The 25,453-nt window shown below is 59.1% G+C and carries 25 protein-coding genes and 1 pseudogene; 10 read left to right on the top strand and 16 right to left on the bottom strand.

Annotation, left to right across the window (positions count from 1 at the left end; genetic code table 11):
- Position 1: 1 nt before the first annotated feature.
- Positions 2-907, bottom strand: coding sequence for an AraC family transcriptional regulator (locus MKS85_RS02870; RefSeq protein WP_047225687.1), 906 nt, complete (start codon positions 905-907; stop codon positions 2-4).
- Positions 908-1,017: 110 nt separating this feature from the next.
- Between MKS85_RS02870 and MKS85_RS02865 the strand changes: the two genes are divergently transcribed.
- Positions 1,018-1,365: a carboxymuconolactone decarboxylase family protein gene (locus tag MKS85_RS02865; RefSeq protein ID WP_310662669.1), complete on the top strand. Its 348-nt coding sequence runs from the start codon at positions 1,018-1,020 to the stop codon at positions 1,363-1,365.
- 151 nt (positions 1,366-1,516) lie between these two features.
- The gene (locus MKS85_RS02860; protein ID WP_310662668.1) at positions 1,517-1,960 is read left to right on the top strand and encodes an HIT family protein; all 444 of its coding nucleotides are present in this window, start codon (positions 1,517-1,519) and stop codon (positions 1,958-1,960) included.
- 30 nt (positions 1,961-1,990) lie between these two features.
- On the opposite strand, the gene MKS85_RS02855 is transcribed toward MKS85_RS02860, so the two are convergent.
- From MKS85_RS02855 to MKS85_RS02845, 3 genes are all read right to left on the bottom strand, one after another.
- The gene (locus MKS85_RS02855; protein ID WP_310662667.1) at positions 1,991-3,241 is read right to left on the bottom strand and encodes an MFS transporter; all 1,251 of its coding nucleotides are present in this window, start codon (positions 3,239-3,241) and stop codon (positions 1,991-1,993) included.
- 119 nt (positions 3,242-3,360) lie between these two features.
- Positions 3,361-5,127: a S8/S53 family peptidase gene (locus MKS85_RS02850; protein WP_310662666.1), complete on the bottom strand. Its 1,767-nt coding sequence runs from the start codon at positions 5,125-5,127 to the stop codon at positions 3,361-3,363.
- A 111-nt stretch (positions 5,128-5,238) separates the two neighbouring features.
- A complete protein-coding gene (locus MKS85_RS02845; RefSeq protein ID WP_173406892.1) occupies positions 5,239-6,135 on the bottom strand; it encodes an AraC family transcriptional regulator in 897 nt (298 codons plus the stop codon).
- A 144-nt stretch (positions 6,136-6,279) separates the two neighbouring features.
- Between MKS85_RS02845 and MKS85_RS02840 the strand changes: the two are divergent.
- The 3 genes and pseudogenes from MKS85_RS02840 to MKS85_RS02830 form a co-directional block, all read left to right on the top strand.
- Positions 6,280-6,360, top strand: a pseudogene (locus MKS85_RS02840) (3-oxoacyl-ACP reductase); the annotation flags it as partial.
- Positions 6,361-6,376: 16 nt separating this feature from the next.
- The gene (locus MKS85_RS02835) at positions 6,377-6,778 is read left to right on the top strand and encodes a VOC family protein (RefSeq protein WP_310662665.1); all 402 of its coding nucleotides are present in this window, start codon (positions 6,377-6,379) and stop codon (positions 6,776-6,778) included.
- Positions 6,775-7,752, top strand: coding sequence for a saccharopine dehydrogenase NADP-binding domain-containing protein (locus MKS85_RS02830; protein ID WP_310662664.1), 978 nt, complete (start codon positions 6,775-6,777; stop codon positions 7,750-7,752). Before MKS85_RS02835 ends, MKS85_RS02830 begins: the two co-directional genes overlap by 4 nt.
- A 22-nt stretch (positions 7,753-7,774) precedes the next feature.
- Here MKS85_RS02830 and MKS85_RS02825 read toward each other — a convergent pair whose 3' ends face one another.
- Positions 7,775-8,698, bottom strand: a complete 924-nt coding sequence (locus MKS85_RS02825) for a LysR substrate-binding domain-containing protein (protein ID WP_047225695.1) — start codon at positions 8,696-8,698, stop codon at positions 7,775-7,777.
- Positions 8,699-8,811: 113 nt separating this feature from the next.
- Between MKS85_RS02825 and MKS85_RS02820 the strand changes: the two genes are divergently transcribed.
- A complete protein-coding gene (locus MKS85_RS02820) occupies positions 8,812-10,059 on the top strand; it encodes a cation:dicarboxylate symporter family transporter (RefSeq protein ID WP_171061357.1) in 1,248 nt (415 codons plus the stop codon).
- A gap of 3 nt (positions 10,060-10,062) precedes the next feature.
- Here the strand turns inward: MKS85_RS02820 and MKS85_RS02815 are convergent, their stop codons facing one another.
- The 3 genes from MKS85_RS02815 to MKS85_RS02805 all read right to left on the bottom strand — a co-directional run bounded on the left by MKS85_RS02815 (position 10,063) and on the right by MKS85_RS02805 (position 13,798).
- The gene (locus tag MKS85_RS02815) at positions 10,063-11,658 is read right to left on the bottom strand and encodes an argininosuccinate lyase (protein WP_310662663.1); all 1,596 of its coding nucleotides are present in this window, start codon (positions 11,656-11,658) and stop codon (positions 10,063-10,065) included.
- Positions 11,659-11,720: 62 nt separating this feature from the next.
- The gene (locus MKS85_RS02810) at positions 11,721-12,962 is read right to left on the bottom strand and encodes an OprD family porin (RefSeq protein WP_047225697.1); all 1,242 of its coding nucleotides are present in this window, start codon (positions 12,960-12,962) and stop codon (positions 11,721-11,723) included.
- A 329-nt stretch (positions 12,963-13,291) separates the two neighbouring features.
- Entirely contained in the window at positions 13,292-13,798 is a 507-nt protein-coding gene (locus MKS85_RS02805) for a transporter suffix domain-containing protein (RefSeq protein WP_076384367.1), read from the bottom strand.
- Positions 13,799-13,914: 116 nt separating this feature from the next.
- On the opposite strand from MKS85_RS02805, the gene MKS85_RS02800 reads away from it, so the two are divergent.
- The 3 genes from MKS85_RS02800 to MKS85_RS02790 are packed head-to-tail and all read left to right on the top strand — an operon-like array spanning position 13,915 to position 17,591.
- Positions 13,915-15,441, top strand: a complete 1,527-nt coding sequence (locus MKS85_RS02800) for a TolC family protein (RefSeq protein ID WP_310662662.1) — start codon at positions 13,915-13,917, stop codon at positions 15,439-15,441.
- Positions 15,434-16,573: an HlyD family secretion protein gene (locus tag MKS85_RS02795; protein WP_310662661.1), complete on the top strand. Its 1,140-nt coding sequence runs from the start codon at positions 15,434-15,436 to the stop codon at positions 16,571-16,573. The genes MKS85_RS02800 and MKS85_RS02795 overlap by 8 nt, the downstream gene beginning before the upstream one ends.
- Positions 16,563-17,591, top strand: a complete 1,029-nt coding sequence (locus MKS85_RS02790; protein ID WP_310662660.1) for a DUF2955 domain-containing protein — start codon at positions 16,563-16,565, stop codon at positions 17,589-17,591. Before MKS85_RS02795 ends, MKS85_RS02790 begins: the two co-directional genes overlap by 11 nt.
- Before the next feature lie 72 nt (positions 17,592-17,663).
- Here the strand turns inward: MKS85_RS02790 and MKS85_RS28865 are convergent, their stop codons facing one another.
- The 8 genes from MKS85_RS28865 to MKS85_RS02750 all read right to left on the bottom strand — a co-directional run bounded on the left by MKS85_RS28865 (position 17,664) and on the right by MKS85_RS02750 (position 24,072).
- Positions 17,664-17,885 (bottom strand): transposase domain-containing protein, encoded by a 222-nt coding sequence (locus MKS85_RS28865; RefSeq protein WP_083714403.1) that lies wholly within the window; start codon positions 17,883-17,885, stop codon positions 17,664-17,666.
- A 6-nt stretch (positions 17,886-17,891) separates the two neighbouring features.
- The gene (locus tag MKS85_RS02780; RefSeq protein ID WP_047225703.1) at positions 17,892-18,902 is read right to left on the bottom strand and encodes an NAD(P)-dependent alcohol dehydrogenase; all 1,011 of its coding nucleotides are present in this window, start codon (positions 18,900-18,902) and stop codon (positions 17,892-17,894) included.
- Between the two features lie 55 nt (positions 18,903-18,957).
- Entirely contained in the window at positions 18,958-19,254 is a 297-nt protein-coding gene (locus tag MKS85_RS02775) for a helix-turn-helix transcriptional regulator (RefSeq protein WP_047225704.1), read from the bottom strand.
- A 228-nt stretch (positions 19,255-19,482) separates the two neighbouring features.
- Complete coding sequence (locus MKS85_RS02770; protein WP_310662659.1) at positions 19,483-20,013, bottom strand: nucleotidyltransferase family protein; 531 nt, start codon at positions 20,011-20,013, stop codon at positions 19,483-19,485.
- Between the two features lie 157 nt (positions 20,014-20,170).
- Positions 20,171-20,980: an NYN domain-containing protein gene (locus MKS85_RS02765; RefSeq protein WP_107322332.1), complete on the bottom strand. Its 810-nt coding sequence runs from the start codon at positions 20,978-20,980 to the stop codon at positions 20,171-20,173.
- 307 nt (positions 20,981-21,287) lie between these two features.
- On the bottom strand, positions 21,288-22,289 hold the full coding sequence (locus tag MKS85_RS02760; protein WP_160892220.1) for an NAD(P)H-quinone oxidoreductase: 1,002 nt from the start codon (positions 22,287-22,289) through the stop codon (positions 21,288-21,290).
- The gene (locus tag MKS85_RS02755; RefSeq protein ID WP_047225708.1) at positions 22,286-22,624 is read right to left on the bottom strand and encodes a carboxymuconolactone decarboxylase family protein; all 339 of its coding nucleotides are present in this window, start codon (positions 22,622-22,624) and stop codon (positions 22,286-22,288) included. The genes MKS85_RS02760 and MKS85_RS02755 overlap by 4 nt, the downstream gene beginning before the upstream one ends.
- 11 nt (positions 22,625-22,635) lie before the next feature.
- Positions 22,636-24,072: an NAD-dependent succinate-semialdehyde dehydrogenase gene (locus MKS85_RS02750; protein ID WP_139049910.1), complete on the bottom strand. Its 1,437-nt coding sequence runs from the start codon at positions 24,070-24,072 to the stop codon at positions 22,636-22,638.
- A 242-nt stretch (positions 24,073-24,314) separates the two neighbouring features.
- On the opposite strand from MKS85_RS02750, the gene MKS85_RS02745 reads away from it, so the two are divergent.
- On the top strand, positions 24,315-25,241 hold the full coding sequence (locus tag MKS85_RS02745) for a LysR family transcriptional regulator (RefSeq protein WP_047225710.1): 927 nt from the start codon (positions 24,315-24,317) through the stop codon (positions 25,239-25,241).
- Positions 25,242-25,453: the final 212 nt, after the last annotated feature.

Raw genomic sequence — 25,453 nt, 5'->3', positions numbered from 1 at the left:
GCTAGATCGTACGTCGCACTTTTCCTGGTGCTTGCCCATAAATCTCCTTGAACTTCTTGCTGAACGCCGCCTGGGATTGGTAACCGACCTGCACGGCAATATCGCTCAAGCCCAAATGTGAATGGCTGAGCAGACTGAACGCCAACTCCATGCGTATTTGCGTCAACAACACCCAAGGCGATACCCCGGCCACGCGAACGAACGTTCGCATGAAGTTCGCGCGGGACATGTTCGCGAGGTCCGCCAGGCCCTGGATCGTCCACTCGTAGGCCGGATCTGCCAGCATCGCCTGCCAGGCTCGGCCCAGACGTTTATCGCCCAACAGCGCCAGCGAGCCGCTGTCCTGGCCATGACTTGCCAGATGCGCACGCAGAATAAGCGTGAACAATGCCTGGGAAAGCGCATCGAGCAGAAAACGAGCACCGACCTTGGCCTCATCGGCTTCCGCACGAATGACTTCCACCAGCGCGGGTAGCGGACCGTTGGCCGGCAACGCGCCGCTGGGGATGACCAGGTATTCGGGCAGGGAGGCGAACAGCAGTGAGGCCCGATTGAAGTGAAAGTCGCCACACAGCATGTCCAGTTCGGCACTGGCGTTGCCAATACGATGGACCGGCAGCGCGCCACCTGTGACGAGTTTCGGTGAAGTTGGCGCCACTGTTTTCCCAGGGCTGTGCATCAGGTGTCGCGCACCACGGGGCAGAAGCAGGATGTCACCTGCGCGCATGGGCAAACGCTGCCCATCGGGAAACTCTACCCGGCACTCTCCCGCCAACACGATGTGATAGGGCGCTCTGCCCAGGGCTTGCTGTTCATGATCCAGAGCCCAGTCACCCTGGAATTGACAGCGTAGATCCAGACTGCCGCGCACATTGGCCAGGCTGATGAGTCGATCGATCGCATTCATTTGAGAGCATCGCCAAAAAAACTGAGCGGATTGAACAAAATCGACCCGCGCCGGAGTGAAAAACTGAGGGCGTCGAAACAGTACACCCAACCCACTCAGGAGTTAATGCCATGTTCCACAACTGGTCTGAATTGTTGCCCACCATTCAAAAAGCCTTTGGCGCACTGGGCAAGAGCAACCCGAAAATGGTCAAGGCCTACATGGCCCTTGGGGAGGCCGCCAGCGAAAATGACGTACTCGATGCCAAGACCCGGGAGCTGATTTCGATTGCCGTCGCGGTGACCACCCGCTGCGATGGCTGTATCGCCGCGCACACGGACTCGGCGATCAAGGCCGGGGCGAGCCGCGAGGAAGTGGCTGCCGCCCTGGCAACCGCGATCTCGCTGAATGCAGGCGCCGCGTACATCTACTCGCTGCGTTCGCTTGAAGCCTATGACACGTTGAAAAACCGCGCGTGACGCCACGCAACGTCAGGCCCCGGCACTGCAAAGTACCGGGGCTTTTGCCCGTTTTATGGAAAACAGCCAGTTGATTGTGCTAAACCTTCTGATCGTTCGATGCCGGCTTGCTGGCAGTCAACTGTCCTGACAACCGCTTAAGGGAATGATCATGAGCCTGCACGGTGATTACGATCCGCAGAACATCTTCGCGCTAATCCTTCGTGGCGACGCGCCGTGCTACAAGATTTACGAAGACGCCGATGTACTGGCCTTTCTGGATATCTTTCCTCAATCGCGCGGCCACGTCCTGGTGATTCCCAAAGCGTCCCAGGCCCGGAATATTCTTGATGTCGAGCCTGCGGTCCTCGGCGCGATGATGTCTGCCGTGCAGCGGCTCACACGGGTCATCGTGGACGAGCTGAAGCCCGATGGTGTGCAAATCGCGCAGTTCAACGGTGCTCCGGCCGGGCAGACGGTCTACCACATTCATGTACACATCGTCCCTCGCTGGGAGGGCGAGGAGGCGGGCATACATGGGCGGGGCAAGGCCGACCCCGAGGAGCTCAAAGTGCTGCAGGCACGTCTGGTCGAGCGCATCCGTGCAGGGGGCTAGCGCTGGCCCGATCCTGACGTAGGTAGCGATTCAGTACACGGTTTTCTTGAAAGGGCGGGTGACCACGCCCTTGTAGAACGCCAGGATCGCGAGGCCTTGCACCACGACAGCGGCAATCACGATAGCGGCGATGGCCTGGCTCGGTTCGGCAAAGACTGAACGGACCAAGCCGAAGAACGCCGGAGCGAAGGCATAGGTGGCTTGACTGATTGCGACCATCAGCGCAATCACCCTGGCGGTATGTTCGCGGCTGAACTCAGTCTGGGCGATCAACGGCGGCAATGAAGTGGCGTTGCCGATTCCCGAACCGATCAACACCACCGCCACCCAGGCGACCGCCGGATGGATATCCAGGCCCAGGAGCATCAGTGTTCCAAGCATCTGAATCCCATAACCCAGGCAGGCCAGTTGACGGCGGTTGACGCCTTGGGTCATCAGGCGTGCGGCCACGTAACGCCCGCCCATGGCGCTGGCGGTGGCCAGGCCCATGGCGAATGAGGCGTCATGGGCGCCCATGCGTCCCGCCAGAATCGAATACAGGTGGGCGATCAAGCCTATTTGGGCGAACAACCCCAGGGACATGCCCGCTGCCAGGGAACGGAAACTGGCCGACTTGAGAGTTTGCGCCGCAGTCCAGGGTACGGCGCTCGTGCCAGTCGCTACCGGTTCTGGTTGGTCGGCGTTGTCCGGATGCTGGCCGAGGCTTTGAGGGCTTTTATTGAACACCAGAAAGGCGAAGCAGCCGAGCAGCACCACGGCTGCGGGGCTGATCACCAGCGCCGCCGTGGCAAAGCCAAAACGCTCGATCAGCAACACCCACAACGGCGAGAAAATCACCCCACCCATGCTGGCGCCGTTGTAAGCCTTGCCCAAGGCTTTGGGTCGCTCCTTGATATACCAGGGCGCGATCAGGGTGTTAACGGCGGCGGCGCCTAATGTCACCCAACCGATGCCCGAGCAGATGGCCCCGGCATACAGCACCCATAATTGGCTGGCCTGAGCCCAGATATTCACCCCGACCCCCAGCACCACGCTGCCCAGCAGGGTAATGGCCGGTACACCGAAGCGCGCGTAGAGCCTTGGCAGGTTGGCGATGACCAGGGTGCCGCTGAGAAAGTGCAGGGTAACGGCCGCCGACACCTGGGCCACCGGCCAGCCGGTGCGATCCATCACGGCCTGCATGTAGATCGGCGGTCCATAAAAACCGACCCCCCAACCGATCATTGCCAGGATGAATGTGCAGGTCAGTACAGTCTTTCCAAAAAAACGGGTGGGCTTCATCGCCATCTCCTCCATGTGGGCTCACAGGTTATGCACCTGAGGCATCGCTCACTTCGAGGAGGGTCAAACTATGGATGTCGCTGCTGCCAGTACTTTTTATCCCACACCCGGTGCCAGGTTCAGCGCACGCGCGTGCGGCTCTGCTCCGCCAGGTCCAGCGCTTTTTGCATGTCCAGTCGCGCCGAACGCCCCACGTCCTTGTCGTTAAGCTGATAGCTGCGCTCCGACGGCAGGATAGGGGCCGTGAGGTCCTCGCCATCCATCCGTTCAAAATCGTGATTTTCACCGATGGTCATAGCGCTGCGCCGGAGCAGCATGCGTAGCTGCTCGGGCTGAAGTTGCGGGTTGATGGACAGCATCGCCGCCAGCAAGCCCGCGACCATGGGCGTGGCATAGGATGTGCCGCAATGCACTGCGCCGTTTTCGCCGGCGCTGGTGGTCGAGGCGTGGGCGCAAGCGGCGGCGGTGATGTCCACGCGCATGTCGATATTCGAGGAGCTGCGCTTGACCGCATAGCCCGGGTCATCGACGGCAACCCCGGCGCGCTCGCTGCGCTGGTGCCCGCCGACCACCAGCAGTTGTTCGGTGATGAACGAAGAGGGCAGGCGGTATTCATCGCTGCCCGAGAACGAAGATCCGTTGCCGGCGGAGTTCACCACCACCACGTCGGGATGCTCCTTGCGCAGCCACAGGAAAAACTCTTCCAGCAGTTCCTCGTAACCGCTCATGGCGATGCCTGAGCGCAACAGCGAGTCCACCTCATCACCCTTGACGTTTTTCGCGCCAACGCGGTGAATGCCCCAGCTCCAGTTGAGCACCCGCACGCCGTCCTCCACAAGGTTGACCGAGGCGGCGATGTTGGCGGTGATCCCGGCATCGGAGTTGCGCTCGACAATGACTTCGAAACCACCGCTGGCTTTGTCCAGACCCCGGAGAAAACCGGTGTTTCCACCGTCATCCCAGCGCGCGGCGAGAATGCCGGCGACGGTGGTGCCGTGGTTGTCTGGCGTACTCGCATCGCGCGCATAGACGCAGGTGCGCGGCATCGAGCAGCCGCCGAGGTAGTCGGCGAAATCGGCGGTGTCGAAATCCACGTTGCGTTCGATCAGGCCGATGCGCACCGGTTGCGGCGGGGTGGGCGGTTGCCGCGCAGGAATGCGCCGCTGGTAGTAGTTCACCGCGTCGAGAAAGCGGTTGGCGGCCCATTCATCGGAGTCCAGGGCCGGCTTCTTCGGCTCTTCAGGGTGGGCGCTGGCTTGCTCGGCCTCTTCTGCCGCCGACTCCTCGATCACCACGGCATCGACACTGGTCTCGCTGCCCATCCGTAGCACCAGCGCGTCGCGCTGCACCAGATCCTTGGCGGGTAGCCGAAGCTGATACAGGTTCAGGGGAGCAATACTGCCGACGACCTTGGCGCCGTATTTTTGGGCGAGACGTTCAGCTTCCTGGCGCCCATCGTGATTCTCCTCGATCAACAGGCTCACCAGATCGACGTAGGTGCTCAAGCCGTCCATGTTCTTCGCGACTTCGTCCGGCCCGGCGGCCAATACGTGACTGTTGCGCAGGCTCAGCCAGGCTGCATTGCTGACGCGCTGCCCGTCTTCCAGCCAAATAGGGCCGCTCTGATAGGCGGCGCTGTCCAGGCGCACGCGCAGGTTTTGCCCTTCGCGTTGGACAATGAGCGCGGGTAGCGTCTTATCACCCAGTTTCAGTTGTGGCGTTTGAGTACCCAAGCCGTGCACCGTCAGGCACCAGTCCTGATGCTGGCTTTGCAGCAGGTCACCGCAGCGGTCCAGGCGTTCCAGACGCAGTGGTTCTTGTGCGGCGGCCGCCGTGCTGGCGGCCAACGTGAGCAACGTAGCGAGGACAGCGAATCGTAAGGACATGAGTCAGGTTTCTTTGCCGAGGGGCCTGGTGTTCCGACTGCCCCGTGGCCTGTTTCGTTCAGCGCGAACAGCAACGGTGACTGACTCACAGCATCCGGGGAAAAAACCGTTTCATCTGATCTGTTCGCCGAGGATTTCACCCTGAATTCTTGCCGCATCGCGTGCTGGGGGCAGTCCGAATACTCGTGCGTAATCGCGACTGAACTGTGTAGCGCTTTCGTAACCGACCTCCAATGCCGCGCTGGTAACGCTTTTGGCATGGGCGACCAGGAGTGTCCGAGCCTGAAGCAAACGCACTCTTTTTTGGTACTGCAGAGGGCTCAACGCGGTCACGGCTTTGAAGTGACGGTGAAAGGCCGAAACGCTCATCGCAGCCCGTTGTGCCAGCGCTTCCACGCGAATGGACTCGGCAAATTCCCGGCGAATGTACTGGATCGCGAGGCTGACCCGAGCCATGGCGCTATCGGGTGCTGCGATATCACGCAGCATCCAGCCGTGAGGGCCTTGTAACACCCGGTAGAGGATCTCTCGTTCGTAAACGGGGGCAAGGGCCGCAATGTCTTCAGGCCGGTTCATCAACCGCAGCATACGGACCCAGGCATCCATCAACTCGGGCGTGACTGAGGCTACCGAAAAGCCCGCATCCTTTTCGTATTGGCCGACAGGCTTTGGCAGGTCGGCGAGCAAAGTTGCCAGGACCGCCGGGTCGAGTGTCAGGCTGACCGCCAGGTAAGGCTCGCCGGACGCAGCAGGATGGACTTGGCCGACCGCTGGCAATTCGATGGACATGACGAAATAGGTCGCAGGGTCATAGTCCAGCGTACGGTCGCCGATGGTCATTGACTTACTGCCTTGCAGAATCAGGTTGATCATCGGTTCGTAAACGGCGGCCAGCAAATGCGCCGGGATTTCACCCTGGACCATGGCCAGGCGCGGTATGCCCGTTTCCGTGCGGCGGTTCTCGGCCCGAGCAGCCAGGGCGCGCAGTTCGTTGAGTGGGTTGGTCATGGGGGCCATCTGAACCCAGGCGGATGCGTCCACGCAAGCAAAAAGCAGAAACAGGCAGGATTCGAGCAGGAACGGCTGCGCTCGCTACCAAGGCGATGGTTACTGTGGTGACTCAACTCAGTGACAGTGGAGCAGCGAATGAGCGTGATCGCCATGCTGCTGTCCGAAGAAGGACGCTGGATCAATGCTCAGACGATCGAAGTCGCGGGCGGCTACAACATCTGAATAGCGAGGCTAGCGCATGCTTGATCATATTTTTATCTCAGTCAGCGACATTGAGCGTTCCATCCGTTTCTACACCGCGACACTGAACCCGCTGGGCATTACCGCGCGACTTGATTACGACGGCAAGGACGGACCGCCAGGCCACCCGGATCTCAAGGGCTTCGGCGCCAATGGGCGGATGTTTTTCTGGTTGCGCGAGGGCGTCGTCGAGGGGCGGGCCGTGCATGTCGGTTTCGTGGCGAGCAGCAAAGCCGAGGTCAACGCGGCGTATGCGGCGGCTATGGAAAATGGCGCTCATGACAACGGCGCACCCGGCGCACGTCTGTATTACGACCCCGATTACTACGCAGCCAATGTCCTTGACCCGGACGGCTACAGCCTCGAATTCGTCTACAAGAACTGGCAGCACAATCAATGAAAAAATTAATGATCTACGGCGCGACGGGCTACACCGGGCGCATGGCTGCCGAGCATGCCAAAGCGTTGGGGCTGGAATTTGTCATCGCCGGACGCAATGGCGAAAGGTTGCAGGCTCTGGCTGCTCAACTGAACGTCACGTACCGAGTGTTCAGCCCGGATATACACGCAGCACAATCCCTGGAAGGCATCAGCGTGCTGCTGAACTTCGCCGGGCCTTTTGCACAGACAGCGCACGCCCTGATGCAGGCCTGCATCAAGGCTGGGGTCGACTACCTGGATATCACTGCCGAGATCAACGTCTATCGGCAGGCCGAACAGCTTGGCACACAGGCCGCCCAAGCGGGTGTCATGTTGCTGCCCGGCGTCGGCTGGGACGTGGTGCCGACAGACTGTCTGGCCATGCATGTCGCTCGCCGTGTACAGAATCCGCAGTCGCTGGAGGTGGCGCTGCAGGTCGCAGGTTCCATGTCCCGGGGATCGGCTTTGAGCGTCAGCGAGATTATCGGCGCAGGGCTCTTGGCGCGGGTGGACGGATTGCTGGTTGCAACCCCCGACGCGCAGCCCCGGCATTTCGATTTTGGCGATGGCCCGGCACTGTGCGCGCCGCTGTCCTTCGGTGATCTGATCACCGGTTGGCATTCCACTGCTATTCCCAATATCGCCATGTTCGTGAGTATCACCGGTGATGCTTTTCCCGAAGGCGACCTGTCACAACTTCCCGACGGCCCAAGCGCTGCGCAACGTGAGGCCAACCGCGCCCGCGCCGTGGCAGAAGTCACAGGGGCTGACGGCACGGTAGCGCGTTCAATGATCGAGACCGTCAACGGCTATACCTACACCCCCCTGGCGGCCGTGGAGGCTGCGCGGCGGGTGCTGGACGGTGAGCGGCGAGCAGGCTTTGAAACCCCGGGCCGGATGTTCGGTGTCGGTTTCGCCGAGACGATTGCAGGGACGACAATCACTGATTTATAGGGCGCTATAGCGCTCCACACGATCACCCTACGGCCTGCTTGCGATATCCCTTCGCCAGGTCCCGAGCCAGCACGACGAAATTGCGCAATGCGGGCGATTCGTTGTCCTGGCGGCAGACCAGCGTCAGCGGTGCGACAAGGCGGGGGCGGGCGCCCAGGATGCGACGGTAGACGACACTTTCCCGGTGAATGTCGCGCATCGAGGCCGGCACGACCGAGACACCCTCACCAGCCGCAACCAGGCTGACATTGGTCAGCATTCTTTCCACTTCGAAAGCGACTCGCGGTTCGAAGCCGACCGCCTCGCAGGCGCGCAACAGATTGGCGTACATTCCCGGCGCGCCGGGCCGACGAACCAGGATAAAGGGCTCGTCACGTATGGCCCGCAGCTCTACGGCATCGGGGTGCTCGGCCAATGCGGGGTGGCCCACCGGCAACACCATCAATAATTCCTCCACCAGCAGGCGATGGAACTCGATCCCGTCTGGTCGGCTGACCGGCGCACGAAGGATGCTCACGTCCAACTGGCCGGCGCTGGCACGTTCGGTCAAGCGACCGGCGTTGCCTTCGGCGAGCGTGATTGCCACCGCCGGGTACTGTTCGCGAAAGGCACGGATGATGCGCGGGATCAGCGGGTGTGCCGCGGCTGACGAGGTGAAACCAATTGCTAATGTACCTTCCACGCCCTTGGCCACCCTTGCAGCCCGACGCGAACCGTCCTGCACGCGGGCCAGGATGGCTTTGGCCTCCTCCAGAAACACTGCGCCACCGGTGGTCAGGTCAGCGCCCTTGGGATGGCGTTTGAACAATTCGAATCCGAGTTCGGTTTCCAGCGCTCGGATCTGTTGGCTCAGCGGGGGTTGTTGCATGTTCAGGCGAGCGGCGGCGCGGGTGAAATGCCCTTCTTCGGCGACCATGACGAAATAGCGGAGATGGCGAAGTTCCATATAAACGGGAGTCCTGGTGGGGCGGGAGCAGACCGGTGGCGCAACTGCGGCTCTTGATCGGTTAGGATACGGGGCACTGAAGCGACTAAAACAACAATATTGCGCGACGGCCCATGATTTTAGCCAAGCTATACCGCAACGATACCCTGCTGATCCTGATCGCGATTGCCCTGGGCATATCGCTTGGTGTCGTGCAGCCGCAATGGGCGACGCGGATGAAGCCGCTGAGCGATGTTTTTCTCGGCGTGATCGGCCATGCGGTACCCCTGGTAATGTTCGTGCTGGTGTCTTCTGCGGTGGCGGGCTTCGGCGAACGCGGGCAAAAGACGCGGTGTGCCAGCCGCGTGCTGGCTTACTTCCTGCTGATGACCGTGCTGTCGCTGATCACCGGGGCGGCACTGGCGATATTGCTCGCGCCTGGCGTCGGCGGTGAGTCGCTCCCGGCTTCCATCGCGCGGCCGATCAGCGATCTGCCCTCGGCGGTGATGACCAGTCTGGCTCAGATAATGGCTCATACCGTCATTCTTCCCGTGTTGTTGGCTGCATTGGTGTTCGGCCTGGGGCTTGGCTATGCCGGTGATGCGGGCGAGCCGCTGCGGCGCAGGCTGGATGCGCTGGTCGGCTGGCTGCTGTGGGCGTTGCGCAAGGTGCTCAGATTCGCGCCACTGGCCGCCTTCGGGGCGATGGCCTTCACGGTGGGGCGCTATGGGCCAGCATCCGCCTGGTCGCTGCTCAAGTTCGTGGGCACTGTCTACTGCGCCTGTTTGTTGTTTGTCACCCTGGTGCTGGGCCTGACGGCGCGGTGCACCGGCCTGGGGTTATGGCGTCTCATCGTCTATATCAAGGCCGAACTTTGTCTGGTGGCCTTTACCGGCGCTTCGGTGGCGGCGGTGCCAGGGCTGATCGAAAAGCTCGAGCGGGCCGGATGCGATCAGCGGGTGGTGCGGCTGGTGCTCAGCACTGGCTACACCTTCAATCTCACCGGCTCGAACATCTACCTGACCTGCGCCCTGGTGTTTCTCGCCCAGGCCGCTGGGGTAGTGCTGGATGGACCGCTTCTGGTAATGCTGTTGTTGGTGACGCTTGTGACCTCGATGGGCTCGACCAGCGCGGCTGGCTCTGCCTTTTTGACGCTTGCCGCCACGGTGGCCGGCCTGAATCTGGTGCCGCTGGAAAACCTCGGGCTCCTGCTCGGTGTCGAGCGATTGATGAAATGCCGATCACTGACCAACGTGATCGGCAACAGCCTGGCGTGTGTGGTGATCTCGGCCTGGAGTGGTGCGCTTGACCGCTTGGCCCTGCGCGAGGCGCTGATGCCTGGGAAGGCGACGCTTCCCGACGCTGTGGCCGGGAAGCGCTAGGGCTCAGTTTTTCAGCAGTGCGCCAAAGGCATTGTCCAGGCTGGTCTCGGCCTTCGCCAGCCGCTCACGGCGACCATTGGCCCAGTGCTGATCACCGGCCAGCGCGTCGTTCGCTTCCTTGAGCATGCGCTTGACTTCGGCCGGTTGCGGGCCGCCCGTGCCGACGCGGGTCTTGACCATGTTCTGCGGCGACAAAGTGGCCCGGAAAGCTGGCTCAGTCAGCGGCAGGGTGCGGGTCTTCCAGTTGTACTTCTGCGCCGCTTTGGTGAACAGTTGCTGCGCCTCGGCGTAGGGGAAGTTGGCTGGCACGAAACCTTCCTTGCGCGCATGGCCTACCACCAGCGAGGCGAAACTGTGACCGATACGGAAGGGCACCTTGTGCTCGCGCTCCAGGGTGTCGGCCAGCTCCATCGAGGTGGTCCATTCGCCTTCCAGTTCCTCCAGCGCACGCTGCGGATTGATCACCAGCGCATCCAGGACCTGGCGCGTGCGGACGAACATCTGCTGCGCATTATCGAACAGCCCGAGCGCGTCGAAGGCGAACTTGTAGTCGGTCATGCCGGTGGTCACGTTGTGCGCACGCAGGGTGACGGTCTGGGCAAGACCGACCACATCAGTGGCCGATTCCCGCGCGCGCATGATCAGGCCCGGGTTGCGCTTCTGCGGCATGGCGCTGCTGGTGTAGGTGGCGCCTTCCTCAAGCAACAGCCAGGGCCGAATCTGATGATATTGCGTATGGATGTCGCCCAGCATCGCGCCGATACGAATCGCCGAGGATGAGGCAATCCCGGCCGCCTCAATAGGAATGTCATAGGTCGAGACCTGTCCGGCATCCAGCGAGTTTTCCCGGACGCCATCGAAACCGAGCAATTCGGCCAGGCGTTCACGGTTGAGTGGCCAGCCGGAATTGGCCAGCACCGCCGTGCCCATAGGGCTGAGATTCAGACGCTCATACAGCTCGCGTATACGCTGGGCGTCGCGCTCGAACGCGGCCTCATAAGCCAGCAGGTAATGGGCGTAGGTGATCGGCTGCGCCTGCACGCCATTGGTGTAGGCGGGGATCAGCGTATCGACATTGTCCTTCGCCAGCTTCAGCAGTTGCGCGCGGGTGTCATTCATTGCGTCGGTGTAATCCAGCAGTTGGCTGCGCAAGGTCGCGAGACGGTAGGTGGCGTACATGTCCTGGCGACTGCGGCCGGAGTGAATCAGCGAGGCCTGCGGGCCGATCTTGTCGATCATGATGCGCTCGATCTGTAGCACGTCGCTGGGCTTCTTGCCGTCGGGTTTGCCGGCCTGATCAATCACGTACTGAACGCCGCGGGCGATCTCTTGCCCTTGTTGGCGGCTGACGATGTCTTCTTCAGTCAGCATGACGATGGACGCCTTGTTGATCCGGTTGACCCAGGTGAACTGTTTGTCGTGCTTGCTGTGCTTGGCACCAGCACGATCGACCGTCGCGCCAATCTTCGCCGCCTCGGCCGCGCATTCGGCTGTGGTGCGACAGGGCAGGTCGGCAGTGTCTGCCGCCTGTACGCTCAGATGGGGGGTGGCCAAGGCGAACGCCACGGCCAGGCTAAGCAGGGCTTTTTGCAAAGTCATGATGAATATCCTGTTCGGCAAAACCGTTGCCCGCTCGGGCACCGGTGCGGTGTGGGCGGGCGTTAGAGCAGCGACAACGTGTAGCTGAGGATGAAGCGGGTCTGATCGATGTCATTGCCCGTGCTTCGGTAGGTGCCGTTGCGCAGCTTCACGCCGAAGTTCTTCAGCGCGCCTTGCTGGAACACGTAGCCGATATCGGTATTGCGTTCCCACTCACGGCCGTCACGTCCGCCAGGGCCGTCGAAATCGTCGCCCCGCACATAGCGGGTCATGAAGCTCAACCCAGGCATGCCCACGGCCGCGAAGTCGTAGTCGTAGCGCAACTGCCAGGACTTCTCGCCGGGGCTGGCGAAGTCCGGCGAGATCATCACGTAGTTCACCAGATACGAATTGGTGCCATTGATATGCGGAAAACCCGTCTCGCCACTCATCTTCTGGTACGCCGCCCCGAACGCGTGACCGCCAAGCTCATAGGTGAACTTGGCGCCAAAGGCATCGTTGTCGACGTTGGTGTTTCCGGCCTCGGTGGAACGGGCGAAGCGCAGATCGCTCTTGAACGCCTGGTCCTCGCCCAGCGCCAGCACGTGCGCCAGGTTGAAGATGTGCTGCTTGTAGTTCTGATCCAGATGGCCGTAGTGATAGCCCGTGGTCAGTTTGGGCGTCCAACGATAACTGGCGCTGGCGAAATCGAACCGGTCACTGGCCTGACCGCCGCTGATGCCCTTGCCGGCCACCAGCATGTCCTCATTAGCGGGGGAGTTGCGCAGGCTGTTCTGGGTCAGGCGCCCCGCGTTCAGCGTCAGCCCGCTGATTTCCCGCGAGGTCAGCATCCCGCCGCGAAAAGTCTGCGGCAGCAGGCGCGAGTCGTTGGGCAGCACGGTCGGCAGCTTCGGCACCAACGTGCCGGCGTACAGCGTGCTTTTCGAATAACGCGCCTTGGCTGTCACGCCCAGCTGGCTGTACTCATCCGGTGCCTTGTCATCGCCGACCGGCAACAGGCCAGAGTTCTGCCGGTCCGGCCCCGAGTCGAGCTTTACCCCCAGCAGGCCAATCGCATCGATACCGAACCCCACCGGCCCTTCGGTGAATCCGGACTCGTAATTCAATAGAAAGCCCTGCGCCCATTCTTCGCGTTTCGACTGGTTGGCGTCTTCCTGTCGGTAATCGGCGTTGAAGTAGAAATTGCGCAGTTCCAGCGATGCCTTGCTGTCCGCAAGAAAGTCGGCCATGACCACACCCGGCAAACCCGCGCCCAGCGTAGCGGTCGCAATTGCCGCGGCGAGCGGCTTCGGTGACCTGTGCATTGATGTCTCCTGATTATTTTTATTGGAGGTGGACGCCGCAGATAGAAGGCCACGCAGCGTCCGGGCGAATGCTAGTCACCGGTGCGAGGGAATTGAAAATATATGTTAAGTACTGAGTTCAGATGTTTTGCGTATGTGTGGGGCGAGTTAGGGTTTTTTGCGGGCTACTTACCGTGCTCAATGTTCATGTGTCGTTGGGGTTTGGGAAGCCAAGGACTGGCTTGCGAAGTCGCACCGCTGGACGTGCCAGCGATCGGGGACGCCGGCCCTGATTGACGCTGGGCAGCTAACGTCCGCTAGGGTTGAAAGCCTTCGTTTCTATCGTCGACTCACGTCGCACTTGAGTCCGAGACACGTGCAGTTCGCACAAATAACGCGTGCACCTTCTCCCAGAAATTCCCCCCGAGTACAAAAAAGCTGCCAATCAGCATGACGTCACCCAGCAATTGGGCCTGCCAGAGGTTCGGTCTGAGACCTGGCCAGAAGGCATCGACGTAAGGTTCGAGGAATGAGGAGATCAACGGCAAGCAGAACATCACGATGCCGATTCGATGACGAACCGGGCCAACTTCGTCCTTCATGGAAGGCACAAGCCCGGACACGTAACCGACCAAGCTGCCCTTCAACTGCTGGAAGCCGGCCTTGCCCATGACGGCGATGACGAGAATCAGCAGGACTTTGTTGCTGATAAACAGGACCCCAGTCAGCGCTGCGATCTTTGATCCAGGCACATCGAGCGCCGCCGCGACTGGCACCATCAGCCAGGAGCCTAGCATCAGACAAATGATGGCTATACCCAGTTTGAAGCGCCATTTAGCGGTATGGGGGGAGTTCATGGCTGCCGTACCTTTTTGACGGGTCTTATCAAATATAACGATGCTGAAAAGCTTAGCAGTCTGCGGGCGATCAGGGCGTCTATGCTCCTGTAATCTTCCTTGACTGGAAAAAACGCATGCATCTGACGCGATCGGGCCAACTGCTAGTGTTTGGAGTGCTCGGCTTGAGCGGCTGCGTGCGCCTGGGGCCAGACTTTCAGTCACCGAGGGAGGCGTGGCCAGGACACTGGACAACTCCTGCCCTTGAGCAAGTCAGCCAACGCAGCCGGGCCCCGGACTTTCGTCAATGGTGGCAAGTTTTCGGCGACCCGGTCCTCAATCGTCTGATTGCCGAGGCGGATGCCAACAATTCAGACCTTAAAGTTGCCGGTCTGCGGGTGATTGAGGCACGGGCCCAGCTGGGTATTGCCCAAAGCGGGCGTTACCCACAACTGCAGCAAGCCAGCGCCGACAGTCTGTACTTCAACCGTCAGCAATCCGGCGGAAGTAGTCCGCAAAACAGTCATTTCTGGCAATACAGTGCGGGGTTCGACATCGGTTGGGAACTGGACTTCTGGGGGCGCTTCAGTCGCGCCATTGAATCATCCGATGCCAGTTACTTCGCCGCCCAGGCCAATTTCGAAGACGGGCTGGTTCTGCTACGCGCCCAACTGGCCAGTACTTACTTTTCGCTGCGTACCACCGAAGCACGTTTGCGCGTGGCCAAGGAAAACGCCAAACAGCAAAAGCGCAACTTCGAGATAACCGAGAAGCTGTTCAAGAGCGGCCAGAATGCAGAGCTCGACCTGCAACAAGCCAGAACCCAATACCTGGGCACCCTCAGTACCATCCCCAACTTCGAGGATCAGGTTCTGCGTACCCGTAATTCGTTGGCGGTACTGATTGGACGGGCGCCCGGCGCTCTGCCGCAACTGGTCGAAAATGAAGGATGGATTCCGCTGGTGGACCGTACCGTGCTGCAGGATGTACCGGCCAACCTGCTGCTGCGCAGGCCCGACGTGCGTGCCGCTGAACTCAATGTCGCGGCCCAGTCGGCCCTGATCGGCGTGGCCGAAACCGATTTCTATCCGTCGCTGACCTTGCTGGGCAGCATCGTTTGGACGACTGATACGCTCAATGGCACCCCCAGGAGTCTGGACCTGATCGGTGGCCCGAGTCTGCGCTGGAATCTGTTCGATCACGGCCAGATCAGTAACAACGTGCGCGTCCAGGATGCACGGTTGCAGCAACTGATCGAAGGGTACCGCGAAAAGGTGCGCCAAGCGGCACGCGAGGCAGATGACGCAGCCAATGGACTGATCAAGTCCCTGGAGCGCGAAGCAATCCTGCGCGAGGCCGAAGTCGCCGCCAAGCGGTCACTGGTGCTGGCCAACGCCCTGTATCGGGAAGGGTACTCGGACTTCCAGCGGGTGCTCGACTCGCAACGCGCACTGCTGGAGCAACAGGACAATTACCTGGTCAGCCGAAGCAATGCCGTCAGCAATGTGATTGCCCTATACAAAGCGTTGGGCGGCGGTTGGTACAGCGACCAACCGAAAGTCGCCCCGGCCACCCGCCAGCAAATGGAAGGGCGCACGGACTGGGGCAACTTGCTGGATGAGCCTTCAGCAGCGGAACCGAAAAAGGTCAACAACCATGAGTGAAGCCGCGCAGTCTTCCACCGATGCCTCTTCCCCCGAGGCGCCAGAACCGCCAGTTGAACCCGGCTCAAAAGGCATCAAGTGGGTACTGATCTTGATCACACTGAGTCTGGTCTGGTACTTGTTGGCTGACCGCTTTACGCCTTATACGCAACAGGCTCGAGTCGGTGCCTTTGTGATACCGGTGGCTGCGGAAGTGGCTGGTCGAGTCATCCGCGTCAACGTGCGTAACAATCAGGACGTCAAGGCGGGAGACGTGCTGTTCGAAGTGGATCCTCAGCCTTATCAGATTGCCGTCGACCGTGCGCATGCAGATCTTGAGTCCACCCGCCGACAGATCGGTGCCAGCACCGCCGGCATAGCCGCTGCACAAGCCAATTTGCGAGCGGCTCAGGCGAATGAACTCAAGGCGCGGCAGGACAACCAGCGGCTCGAGAGTTTGTACCGCGAAGACCCAGGCACCATTTCCGTACGCTTGCTCGAAGTATCTCGCGCCAACTACCAACAAGCGCTCAGCCAGGTCGCCGCCGCCCGTGCCGAGGTCCAGCGCGCGCGCGAGCAAGAAGGTGGCAGTGCGGAAAACAACGCTTTGCTGCGCAGCGCCGCCACCGCGTTGTCGAAAGCTGAACTCGACCTGGCTAATACACAGATTCGCGCACGTTCGGCAGGTTTGATCACCGATCTACGTACCGACGCGGGGCAGTTCGCAGCCATCGGCAGCCCAGTCATGACCCTGATCGCCATCCATGATGTGTGGATCAGCGCAGACATGACCGAAAACAACCTCGGTCTGGTCAAGCCCCAGACACCGGTGGCGATCGTCCTGGATGCATTGCCAGGCGAAGTGTTCGACGGGCGTGTACGCAGTGTCGGCTACGGCGTCAGCGTGGGTCCGACGACAGCGCCCGGTACATTGCCAACTGTGCAGAACAGCCGGGACTGGCTTCGTCCGGCACAGCGTTTTCCGGTGATCATCGAATTTTCCGAGGATTCAATGGCCAGGCTGCGTGACACTCGCGCGATACGTGCCGGTGGCCAAGCCGAGGTCATGGCATTCCCCGCTCAAGGCAACCCGCTGAATCCACTGGGCCGCATATTTCTGAGGCTGATGAGTTGGCTGTCTTATGTCTACTAAGCGGACGCCGAGGACTCAGCGGGCGTTGCGCCTGGCTACAGGCACCGCGCTGTGCCTTGCGGTCAGCTTCGGCGTAGCCTTGCCGATTCCCTTTATCGCGCCCGTGCTTGCGGTACTTTTGATTTCCACCCTCAATCGTCCGTTGCAACTCAAGGCTGGACTGACACTGGCCCTGGTCGCGATGTTGACCACCGGTGTAGGCCTATTGCTTATCCCAATCCTGCGCTACTACCCGTTCAGCGGCGTTCTCCTGGTTGGCGTGAGCCTGTTCCTGGTTTTTCGATTGGGTCTGCGTGGCGGCAATAACCTGATCGTCACGTTTCTGGTGATTGGCCTGACCATGATCTCCTCAGCTGGCTTCGTCGATTTTGACTTGGCGATGATGATCATCGGTGCATTGGTTAAAGGCTTGATCCTCGCTGTCATCGTGCTGGCGATAAGTCATTGGCTGTTTCCCGAGTCAGCCAATACTCCGTCACCACCCGCGGCCCCGGCCTTGCGGGCGGAAGACGTCGACAGGGTTGCGCTACGGGCAGCGCTGATTGTATTACCAGCGTTTCAGGTGGCCCTGATTGATCCGGCCACTTACCTGCCCATTGTCTTGAAAGCGGTCAGCCTGGGTCAGCAGAGCTCCACAACGACGTCGCGTAATGCCGCTCGAGAATTGATTGGCTCGACCTTGTTGGGAGGCCTGCTGGCGGTATTGTTCTGGTGTGCACTGAGTCTCTTTGTACATCTATGGATGTTCTTCCTTTGGATGCTGCTGTTCGGCCTCGTGCTGGCGCGCAAGCTATATGGGATAAGCCCTACACGGTTAAGCCCAGGGTTCTGGCTCAACAGCCTGATCACCCTGATTATTCTGCTGGGCCAGTCGGTTCAAGACAGTATTGCGGGCAAGGACGTCTACACGGCGTTTGCCGTACGCATGGGACTGTTCATTCTCGTGACGCTGTACGCCTGTCTGATGGTTCATATTCTGGATCAGCGACAACCAAGACGAGCTCAAGAATTAATCTGATGGATAGACCGCTTCATGGGCAATCCTTGCGATGAAATCCTCAGAAATCATGGCAAGGGGTGGCAAAAGCGTTTACTCACTTTGGGGCGATGCAGACTGCCGGTCGTGAAAGTCCACTATCGACTCATACTGTTTTAAACCGCAGGTCTTGAACTGCTCGGCGGTGTTTTCACACAGCCTGGACCCCTTGCTGCCGGTTGTGACAGGCAGCAAGGGGCCAATCTCTCTCGTCCGCTGCGTCGGCAGCCGTGGCAGCACATCTATGAGATAGGCATACGGATCATGCCCATGCATGCGTGCTTAGATATCCAGGCAAATTTTGCCGAAATGCTGGTTGGTTTCCTGATACTTGAACGCTTCGACAATCTCGCTCATAGGGAAATGACGATCAATAATCGGGCGCATGCCATTAGCATTGATGGCTCGGATCATGTCCTGCTGCTGGCTGCGGCTACCCACCAATACACCCTGCAGACGCACTTGCTTGATCAGTGCCGGTACAAAATTCATTGCACCGCTTACGCCACTCAATATGCCGATGACGGAGATGTGACCAGCAACCCGAATTGCACTCATCGATTGCTCAAGCGTCGCAGGGCCGCCGACTTCGATGATGTGGTCAACACCACGGCCACCCGTTAGCGCGCGTGCAGTTTCGCCCCAGTTGAGGTCTTTGCGGTAATTGATCACATGATCAGCGCCTAGCGCTTTCAGACGTTCAAGTTTTTCGTCGCTTGAAGAGGTCGCAATAACGGTAGCGCCGGCCATTTTAGCGAACTGCAGGGCGAAAATTGAAACGCCACCAGTGCCTTGGACGAGCACGGTGTCGCCCGGCTTGAGTGAGTCATCGGCCATCAGGGCGCGCCATGCAGTCAGGCCAGCGGTGGTAAGCGTCGACGCTTCAGCATGGCTGTAGCCAATAGGCGCGAGGGTGAACGATGTGGCGTTGGCCGTTACTTGCTCACGAGCGTAGCCGTCAATGCCATCACCTGGCACGCTGACAAAGCCTTCAACCAGTGGCGTACCGTTGATCCATTCCGGGAAGAAGGTGCTGACGACCGAGTCACCTACCTTGAATTCAGTGACATCTGGGCCGACAGCAATGACTTCACCTGCACCATCGGCCATGGGGATGCGTTTTTCGCTAGGGCCCCACATACCGCTGACCACCGCGAAGTCGTGGTAGTTGAGCGAGTTTGCATGAAGACGTACGGTGATTTCGCCACGCGCTGCGGCTCGGACTTCGCTGCTGCCAACCACAACCTTTTCATAGCCGCCACCGGGTTCAACGAAGATAGTTTTGCTGCTCATAGGGGTTCCCTCATGTTTTCTCATTACGCGAAATAACGAAATGAATGTTTAAAAATTACAATTCGATGATCAGCCTAGCCGCAAAGTCATTAATCGCCTGCTCATTGCGCCGGTAGTAAGTCCATTTTCCGATGCGGGTGGTCAGCACGAAGCCTGCACGTTGCAAGATAGCTAAATGTGCAGACGCAGTAGAAGGTGAAAGCCCCGCCTTGTGCTGCAAATGGGTGACGCACACGCCTATCGCAGGATCGCCATGATCCTGTGGGGGGAAATTACTGAGTGGGTCTTTGAGCCACTCCATCATTTGCATGCGAGTGTCATTGCCCAGGGCTTTGAGCTGTTCGAGTATCATGGGCGGCAATGTTACGCTTTTTTACGAAATGTTCAATAAGTCATCTATGGCCCAGCGCAAAGGGTTGAAATCAAAAAACGCATCCAGCTGAATCGACCCCGCTATTTGTAGACGCCTTGAATGACTGCTTGGGCAGCCAGTAAAGTCATCAATATCGATATGTCTCACGCTGGGAAGGTGAGAGGGTATGCGCCTTTTGCTTGGCCGGGATACGCCAAGCGCTCCGATTCAACTTTGGGTTTCTACGATCCTGAGCCAAGGCCAGCGAGCCTGATAACTTTTCGCCTTCTGATCGAACAGATCTGGCTTGGGATTCTTTGGGTTGATGCGAAGGAGTCCTAGCTCAGTGTCGGCCAAGCCGTTGGGAGCATAGACTTCGCCAGTTTCAACATCCAAACCAATGCAGGTACCGGAAACCAGGTAGCGATCAATTCCATCTTTAGCCGACTGAAGCTGGGGATAGTCCGCACCAAACCGCTGGCGGTACCACAGGTGAACGCGAGCCTGATTCTTGATCTCAACGTTCACTTCAAGGTCTTGGAATAGATGCTTAGCTGAGTTGATGACCTCATTCTCAGCGTCCCAGGACAGATCACTGTCGAAGTAAAAAACGTCGTAATCCTTCACCCCCCAGGCTGGCGGCAGGTGTGACTGATGATTCCAGACGGCTTGGAACAGGCAGCCTGCAGTGAGCATGCATTGATTCAAACCGAGTGACGGTAGGCGTGAGGTGATTTCCGCATTTATTGGATTGGCCATTGCTATCCTGACCAACCTTTCGACAGTCAATGTCATTTTCGTCCCTTTGGAATCGATCTAGTCCTGGCGACCGGCAATAGATCATCGCTTGGTAAAATTTCTCCAATGACGGCGTTTCCACACACTCTGGGCCAAGAGCGGTCATTGGTTTTGGGGGCTACAAACCGGGCTGTCGATGCCGGGCATAGAGAATTGAACCACCCACTCCGGACGTTCCTCTAGCTTGCAGTTCAAACGTATCCGGATACCCCTTGATCAGTTCACTGAGCTTTTTGTAACCATGGGTGCGAGGGTCGAATTCAGGTCTCAATTTGCTGATGTTGGTGCCTAGCGCACCCAGGTGAACCCAGCCATCCTCGTCGGCAATGTCATCCAATATCTTTGCAATAAAACTTACGGGTGCCTTGGGTAGTTTTTTCGCCTCGGGCGTACTGGCGACATTGACGGTCTCAATTTCGGCGAGTGGCTCGGGTTCGGGGCGATCATGTCCATTGCTTGCAGCAACAAGCGCTTCACCGCGCAACAATTCGGTATAGATAAACTTGTCGCAGGCCGACACGAACGGTCTCGGGGTTTTTTCTTCACCAAACCCGTAGACCGTCAAACCTTCTTCTCGTAACCGCGATGCGAGCCGGGTGAAGTCACTGTCGCTCGAGACCAGGCAGAAACCGTCGAAGCGGCGGGTGTATAGCAGGTCCATTGCGTCGATGATCAACGCACTGTCTGTTGCGTTCTTACCTTTGGTATACGCGAACTGTTGAATAGGCTGAATCGAATGGTCGAGCAGCACCTTTTTCCATCCGCCCAACTGAGGGCCAGTCCAGTCACCATAGATCCGCTTGACGTTGGCGACACCATACTTGGCGATTTCTTCGAATAAACCTTCAACAATTGCCGCCGCGGCGTTGTCGGCGTCGATTAACACTGCCAAGTGTTTTTGCGTGACGGTGGGTGCGTGGATGGCCATAGGTCGTCCTCGAGTTGAGGACTTAAACATACCGTTAAAGCAACGACGAACAAAAGGGGCGCCGCTGCCAGAGGGCATGAAACAGTGGGCGGCAGCGACAACAGGGGAAACCTATGGGCCAGGAAATGAGCCGGGTAATCAGGAGTCCGGGATGCCGATGCTGTTATCCGAGTTACTGAGAAGGCGAATACGACCGTAGTACCTGAGAAGCCATGGAACAACGGGCCTAGTCCTGTGAAGATGGTTTTTTCATCCTGAAGGGTGCCCACCAGGGGCACCGTTTCAGTTCTATCGCAAGACGCCAGACTCAAACCAAGTCTTCAGGCTGCATGGTCAAAATGATTTTCCCGACGTTCTTGCAAGATTCCATCCGGCGATGTGCATCGGCGGCACGTGATAACGGGAACGTGCTGTCAACGACAGGCTCGAGGCTTGCAGCGCCATCGAAGCGATCAAGCCAATGCTCACGGAAGCGCCTGATCATGTCGTGCTTCTCCGGCTGCGTGCGGGACTTCATGACCGTGCCAATGATTTGCAAGTGACGGTAGAGGATATGCTCCAGCTCTATAGTTACTTTGCCGCCACCGCCGAGGATGCCAACCTGAATCAGGCGGCCGCCATGCGCAAGGGACGCGACGTTGCGTGCGAAGTAGGGCTCGCCGACGAAGTCGATGACGATATCGACGCCTCGACCGTTGGTTTTATCGGCAATGACTTCGGCGAAGTCCTGTGTCTTATAGTCAATCGCGACATCTGCCCCCAAGTGTTCGACGCGAGACAACTTGCTGCCTTCAGTTGTCGCATACACCGTGGCGCCTGTGGCGTAAGCCAGCTGCACGGCGGCAGACCCAACGCCTCCAGCAGCAGCGTGAATCAGCACCGAGTCGCTGGCCTTGAGCCGAGCCAGATGCATCATCGCTTCATGGGCAGTGACGAAGACCTCCGGAATTGCTGCCGCGTGCACATAGTCCAGCTGGGCAGGGATGTGCATGGCCATGCGGTAGTCGATTCGAGCCAGTTCGGCATAGGCGCCGCCTCCAACAACGCCCATCACTCGATCACCCACCTCAAATCCGATCACCTCACTGCCTGCATCGATCACCTCTCCGGCGATCTCCAGCCCGATGATCAGGGAGTCGCCGAAATTAGGATGGCCATAGCCACCCGTTCGATGAGTCAGATCCGCACGGTTTACCCCCGCGGCATAGACACGCACTAGCAGGTCGGTAGGACGCACTTCAGGAGTGGCAACCTCTGCGAGTTCCAGAACGTCTGCGGCACCAAATTCTCTGATGTTGATGGCTTTCATGCTTGGTTGTTCTCCGATTCGGTAAACGTGGCGTTGGCGATAGCAGACGCGGTAATGGCGCCAGGGAATCCCACGTAGAAAGCCAGGTGCGTGATCGCCGCTGCAATTTCGTCATGGTTAACGCCATTGCCCACCGCCCGGCGTAAATGAGCGGGCAGTTCTTCCGAGTGGCCCCCGGCGATCAATGCAGCCACGGTGATCAGGCTGCGGTCGCGGGGGGACAATGCCGGATCGCTCCAGATCTGCGGATAAAGCGTTGAGTCGACGAACTGCGACAACTTGGGCGTGAATGCGCGCGCCGCTTCGCGGGGACTGCTGAAATTGATCTTGGACATGGGAATTACCCTTAAACCTGGCTGATGAATTTGTGGGTCAGATAGTGCTCGATGCCTTCAATGCCGCCTTCCGAGCCATGACCGCTTTCTTTCATGCCGCCGAACGGAAGCTCGGTGGCGACGATGCGGTATTGGTTGATCCCGATCATTCCGGCCTCCAATCCGTCAGCGACGTCAATCGCGGTTCGCGCACTGGATGTGAATGCGTACGCTGAGAGCCCGTAGGGCAGGCGGTTCGCTTCTTTCAGTCCATCCGCCAATTCATCGAACGGCATCAGCACTGCGATCGGGCCAAAGGGTTCTTCGTGCATGACTCGGGCGTTCAGCGGCACATCCGCCAGAACGGTGGGCTGGAAGAAGAAGCCTTCACGTGACAAGGCTTCGCCCCCGACCAATACCCGAGCACCTTTCTCGACGGCATCGGCCACCAGTTCTTCCATCTTTGCCAATTGCCTTGGGTTGGCCAAAGGGCCCACTTGAGTGTCTGGATGCAGGCCATCACCGATTCTCAGGGCTTTGGTTGCAGCGACAAAATGATCGACAAAAGCTTGATAGGCACCGCGCTGGATCAGAAAACGAGTGGATGAAATGCACACCTGTCCGGTCCCGCGAAACCGATTCGCGACACCTTCGGTTGCAGCCTTTTCAATATCTGCATCTGCGAATACGAGCACGGGGCCGTGCCCACCCAACTCAAGGGTGATGGGCTTAACGCCTTCGGCAGCTCGGGCAGATAGCAGGCGACCGATGGGCACTGAGCCGGTAAAGGTGACTTTGCGAATGATCGGTGAGGCGATCAGATGGCTGGACACTTGATCCGGTACGCCGAAGACCACCTGCAGCACCCCTTTGGGCAAGCCTGCGTCGTCGAGCGCACGAGCCAGGGCCAGCGCTGTGGAAGGACTTTCTTCACCTGGCTTGAGGATAACGCTGCACCCGGCGGCCAAGGCTGCCGAGAGCTTGCGGGCTGGAGTAATGGCCGGGAAGTTCCAGGGTGTGAACGCTGCCACTGGGCCGATGGCCTGGCGTTTGACCAGTTGCAGTACGCCAGGACGGTTGGCGGGTACCACGCGGCCATCAATACGCCGGGCACTCTCGGCGAACCACTCGAAGTATTCCGCCGCACGTATCACTTCATCCATGCTTTCACCCAGCGGCTTGCCTTCTTCCAGTGTCATTTGCGCGGCGATGTGCGGTGCTCGTTCAATGATCAGGTCGGCGGCCCGCTTGAGGATTTTTGCGCGTTTGTCAGGTACGGTCTGGCGCCATTGCTCGAAGCTCAGTCGAGCCACCTCAAGGGCGTTATCAAGGTCACCTGCGGTGGCGAGGGGGACGCGCCCGATCATCCGTCCGGTTGCCGGGTTAACGACAGCAGCAGTGTCGCGCCCTTGGTCACTGATCCATTCACCACCGATGAAAAGATAAAGCGGGTCGTAGGGAGTGTTCATGATGTGGCCTTCATTTGGTTGTCAGGGTTTGGTATGACGCTCGGCGCCTGAGTGGCTTTGCCGCAGGCCTGTTGAGGCGGCCTGTGCAACCAAGTCTATGGAAGGCGACACCGTTGATTTAGTCGGCCCAGAGGGAATCATTGTTGTCAGCAGAGGTAATATCGAGCATCGGGCCGAGCGTGTAGCATCATGGAAAAATGCGTGTTGTCACGGGTATGCGTCAGATCTGAAGGAAGGTCGCAATGGATAAGCTTTCGAACATGTCGGTCTACATAAAGGTTGTCGAGATGGGCAGTTTCACTGCCGTGGCAAATCATCTGGACTCCACAGTAGGTAACGTATCGCGTGCTGTTTCTGCGCTCGAAAATGTGCTCGATGCGCGTCTGTTGCAGCGCTCGACCCGGCGCCTGTCGGTCACTGATGCGGGGCGGCGGTTCTATGAGCGGTGCACGAAAATTCTGGCTGATCTTGAGAGTGCGGAAGCCGAAGCAAGCAACGCGGCCTTGCAGCCCAGGGGAACACTCCGTGTGCATTGTGTACCTGGACTGGCTCGGCATCTGGTCACGGGGGCCGTGCTGGAATACCGCAAACATTTTCCGGATGTCACCGTGGATCTATTGCTTTCCCAACGTATGCCTAACCTGCTTGAAGACCAGCTCGATGTCTCGATTCTGATTGCCCGAACGCTGCCTGATTCGGCGTATGTCAGCCAAAAGATCGGTGTCAGCCATTGCGTTCTGGTGGCGTCACCAGACTATCTGGCTCGACATGCGCCGCCCGTGACGCCGAAGGATCTCGATGATCACCAGTGTCTGCTGCTGGGCACCGTGGACTATGTCAGGGATGAGTGGCAACTGAAGAGCAAGGCGGGCGACGCGACATTTGTCCCTGCCGGGCCAAGTTTCAGCGTGAACGATATGGATGCGATGGCGGTGGCTATTCGGGAGGGGGCCGGAATTGGGTTGCTGGCCGGGTTTACGGCCGTCGAGGATTTGCGCTCCGGGAAGCTGGTGCGGGTTCTGCCTGACTTCCATACGTATGAGCGCAACGTCTATGCCATCTACAATTCACGACAGTTTGTCGACGCAAAAATCACCCGCTTCATCGACACGTTAAAGGATCGGGTTGGTCGTCAATTGGCAGCCACCGCTCAGGAACTCATCCATTGAAATACCGCGAGTCATAAGTATTTGCACCTCGACAAGACAACTTTCGAGCAGCTCGCCTAAGCGCGAGGATATGTAGCCCCCAAAAACCACCACCGGTAGCATCGGCTGGCCAATACCCAATAGTGAATTAAGCTATGAGGGCTGACTGCTTCCCGGCTTAAGTCGCTTTCAGGATACGTTAAGTCGTCTGTGTGCAATCGCCGCCCCCCGGG

Source organism: Pseudomonas sp. JL2 (assembly GCF_031570495.1).
In the GTDB taxonomy this organism is placed as follows: domain Bacteria; phylum Pseudomonadota; class Gammaproteobacteria; order Pseudomonadales; family Pseudomonadaceae; genus Aquipseudomonas; species Aquipseudomonas rhizophila.
Note: the sequence above shows the minus strand (reverse complement) of the source record. Positions and strands in the feature narration are given on the sequence as shown.

Bases quoted from the DNA above. Each gene is read 5' to 3' on its own strand.
- MKS85_RS02855 (WP_310662667.1), bottom strand. From the start codon at position 3,241: ATGAAGCCCACCCGTTTTTTTGGAAAGACTGTACTGACCTGCACATTC.
- MKS85_RS28865 (WP_083714403.1), bottom strand. From the start codon at position 17,885: ATGCATGGGCATGATCCGTATGCCTATCTCATAGATGTGCTGCCACGG.
- MKS85_RS02870 (WP_047225687.1), bottom strand. From the start codon at position 907: ATGAATGCGATCGATCGACTCATCAGCCTGGCCAATGTGCGCGGCAGT.
- MKS85_RS02780 (WP_047225703.1), bottom strand. From the start codon at position 18,902: ATGAGCAGCAAAACTATCTTCGTTGAACCCGGTGGCGGCTATGAAAAG.
- MKS85_RS02775 (WP_047225704.1), bottom strand. From the start codon at position 19,254: ATGATACTCGAACAGCTCAAAGCCCTGGGCAATGACACTCGCATGCAA.
- MKS85_RS02820 (WP_171061357.1), top strand. From the start codon at position 8,812: ATGATTTTAGCCAAGCTATACCGCAACGATACCCTGCTGATCCTGATC.
- MKS85_RS02845 (WP_173406892.1), bottom strand. From the start codon at position 6,135: ATGACCAACCCACTCAACGAACTGCGCGCCCTGGCTGCTCGGGCCGAG.
- MKS85_RS02760 (WP_160892220.1), bottom strand. From the start codon at position 22,289: ATGAAAGCCATCAACATCAGAGAATTTGGTGCCGCAGACGTTCTGGAA.
- MKS85_RS02865 (WP_310662669.1), top strand. From the start codon at position 1,018: ATGTTCCACAACTGGTCTGAATTGTTGCCCACCATTCAAAAAGCCTTT.
- MKS85_RS02835 (WP_310662665.1), top strand. From the start codon at position 6,377: ATGCTTGATCATATTTTTATCTCAGTCAGCGACATTGAGCGTTCCATC.
- MKS85_RS02800 (WP_310662662.1), top strand. From the start codon at position 13,915: ATGCATCTGACGCGATCGGGCCAACTGCTAGTGTTTGGAGTGCTCGGC.
- MKS85_RS02830 (WP_310662664.1), top strand. From the start codon at position 6,775: ATGAAAAAATTAATGATCTACGGCGCGACGGGCTACACCGGGCGCATG.
- MKS85_RS02810 (WP_047225697.1), bottom strand. From the start codon at position 12,962: ATGCACAGGTCACCGAAGCCGCTCGCCGCGGCAATTGCGACCGCTACG.
- MKS85_RS02765 (WP_107322332.1), bottom strand. From the start codon at position 20,980: ATGGCCATCCACGCACCCACCGTCACGCAAAAACACTTGGCAGTGTTA.
- MKS85_RS02790 (WP_310662660.1), top strand. From the start codon at position 16,563: ATGTCTACTAAGCGGACGCCGAGGACTCAGCGGGCGTTGCGCCTGGCT.
- MKS85_RS02860 (WP_310662668.1), top strand. From the start codon at position 1,517: ATGAGCCTGCACGGTGATTACGATCCGCAGAACATCTTCGCGCTAATC.
- MKS85_RS02850 (WP_310662666.1), bottom strand. From the start codon at position 5,127: ATGTCCTTACGATTCGCTGTCCTCGCTACGTTGCTCACGTTGGCCGCC.
- MKS85_RS02750 (WP_139049910.1), bottom strand. From the start codon at position 24,072: ATGAACACTCCCTACGACCCGCTTTATCTTTTCATCGGTGGTGAATGG.
- MKS85_RS02815 (WP_310662663.1), bottom strand. From the start codon at position 11,658: ATGACTTTGCAAAAAGCCCTGCTTAGCCTGGCCGTGGCGTTCGCCTTG.
- MKS85_RS02795 (WP_310662661.1), top strand. From the start codon at position 15,434: ATGAGTGAAGCCGCGCAGTCTTCCACCGATGCCTCTTCCCCCGAGGCG.
- MKS85_RS02805 (WP_076384367.1), bottom strand. From the start codon at position 13,798: ATGAACTCCCCCCATACCGCTAAATGGCGCTTCAAACTGGGTATAGCC.
- MKS85_RS02755 (WP_047225708.1), bottom strand. From the start codon at position 22,624: ATGTCCAAGATCAATTTCAGCAGTCCCCGCGAAGCGGCGCGCGCATTC.
- MKS85_RS02770 (WP_310662659.1), bottom strand. From the start codon at position 20,013: ATGGCCAATCCAATAAATGCGGAAATCACCTCACGCCTACCGTCACTC.
- MKS85_RS02825 (WP_047225695.1), bottom strand. From the start codon at position 8,698: ATGGAACTTCGCCATCTCCGCTATTTCGTCATGGTCGCCGAAGAAGGG.
- MKS85_RS02745 (WP_047225710.1), top strand. From the start codon at position 24,315: ATGGATAAGCTTTCGAACATGTCGGTCTACATAAAGGTTGTCGAGATG.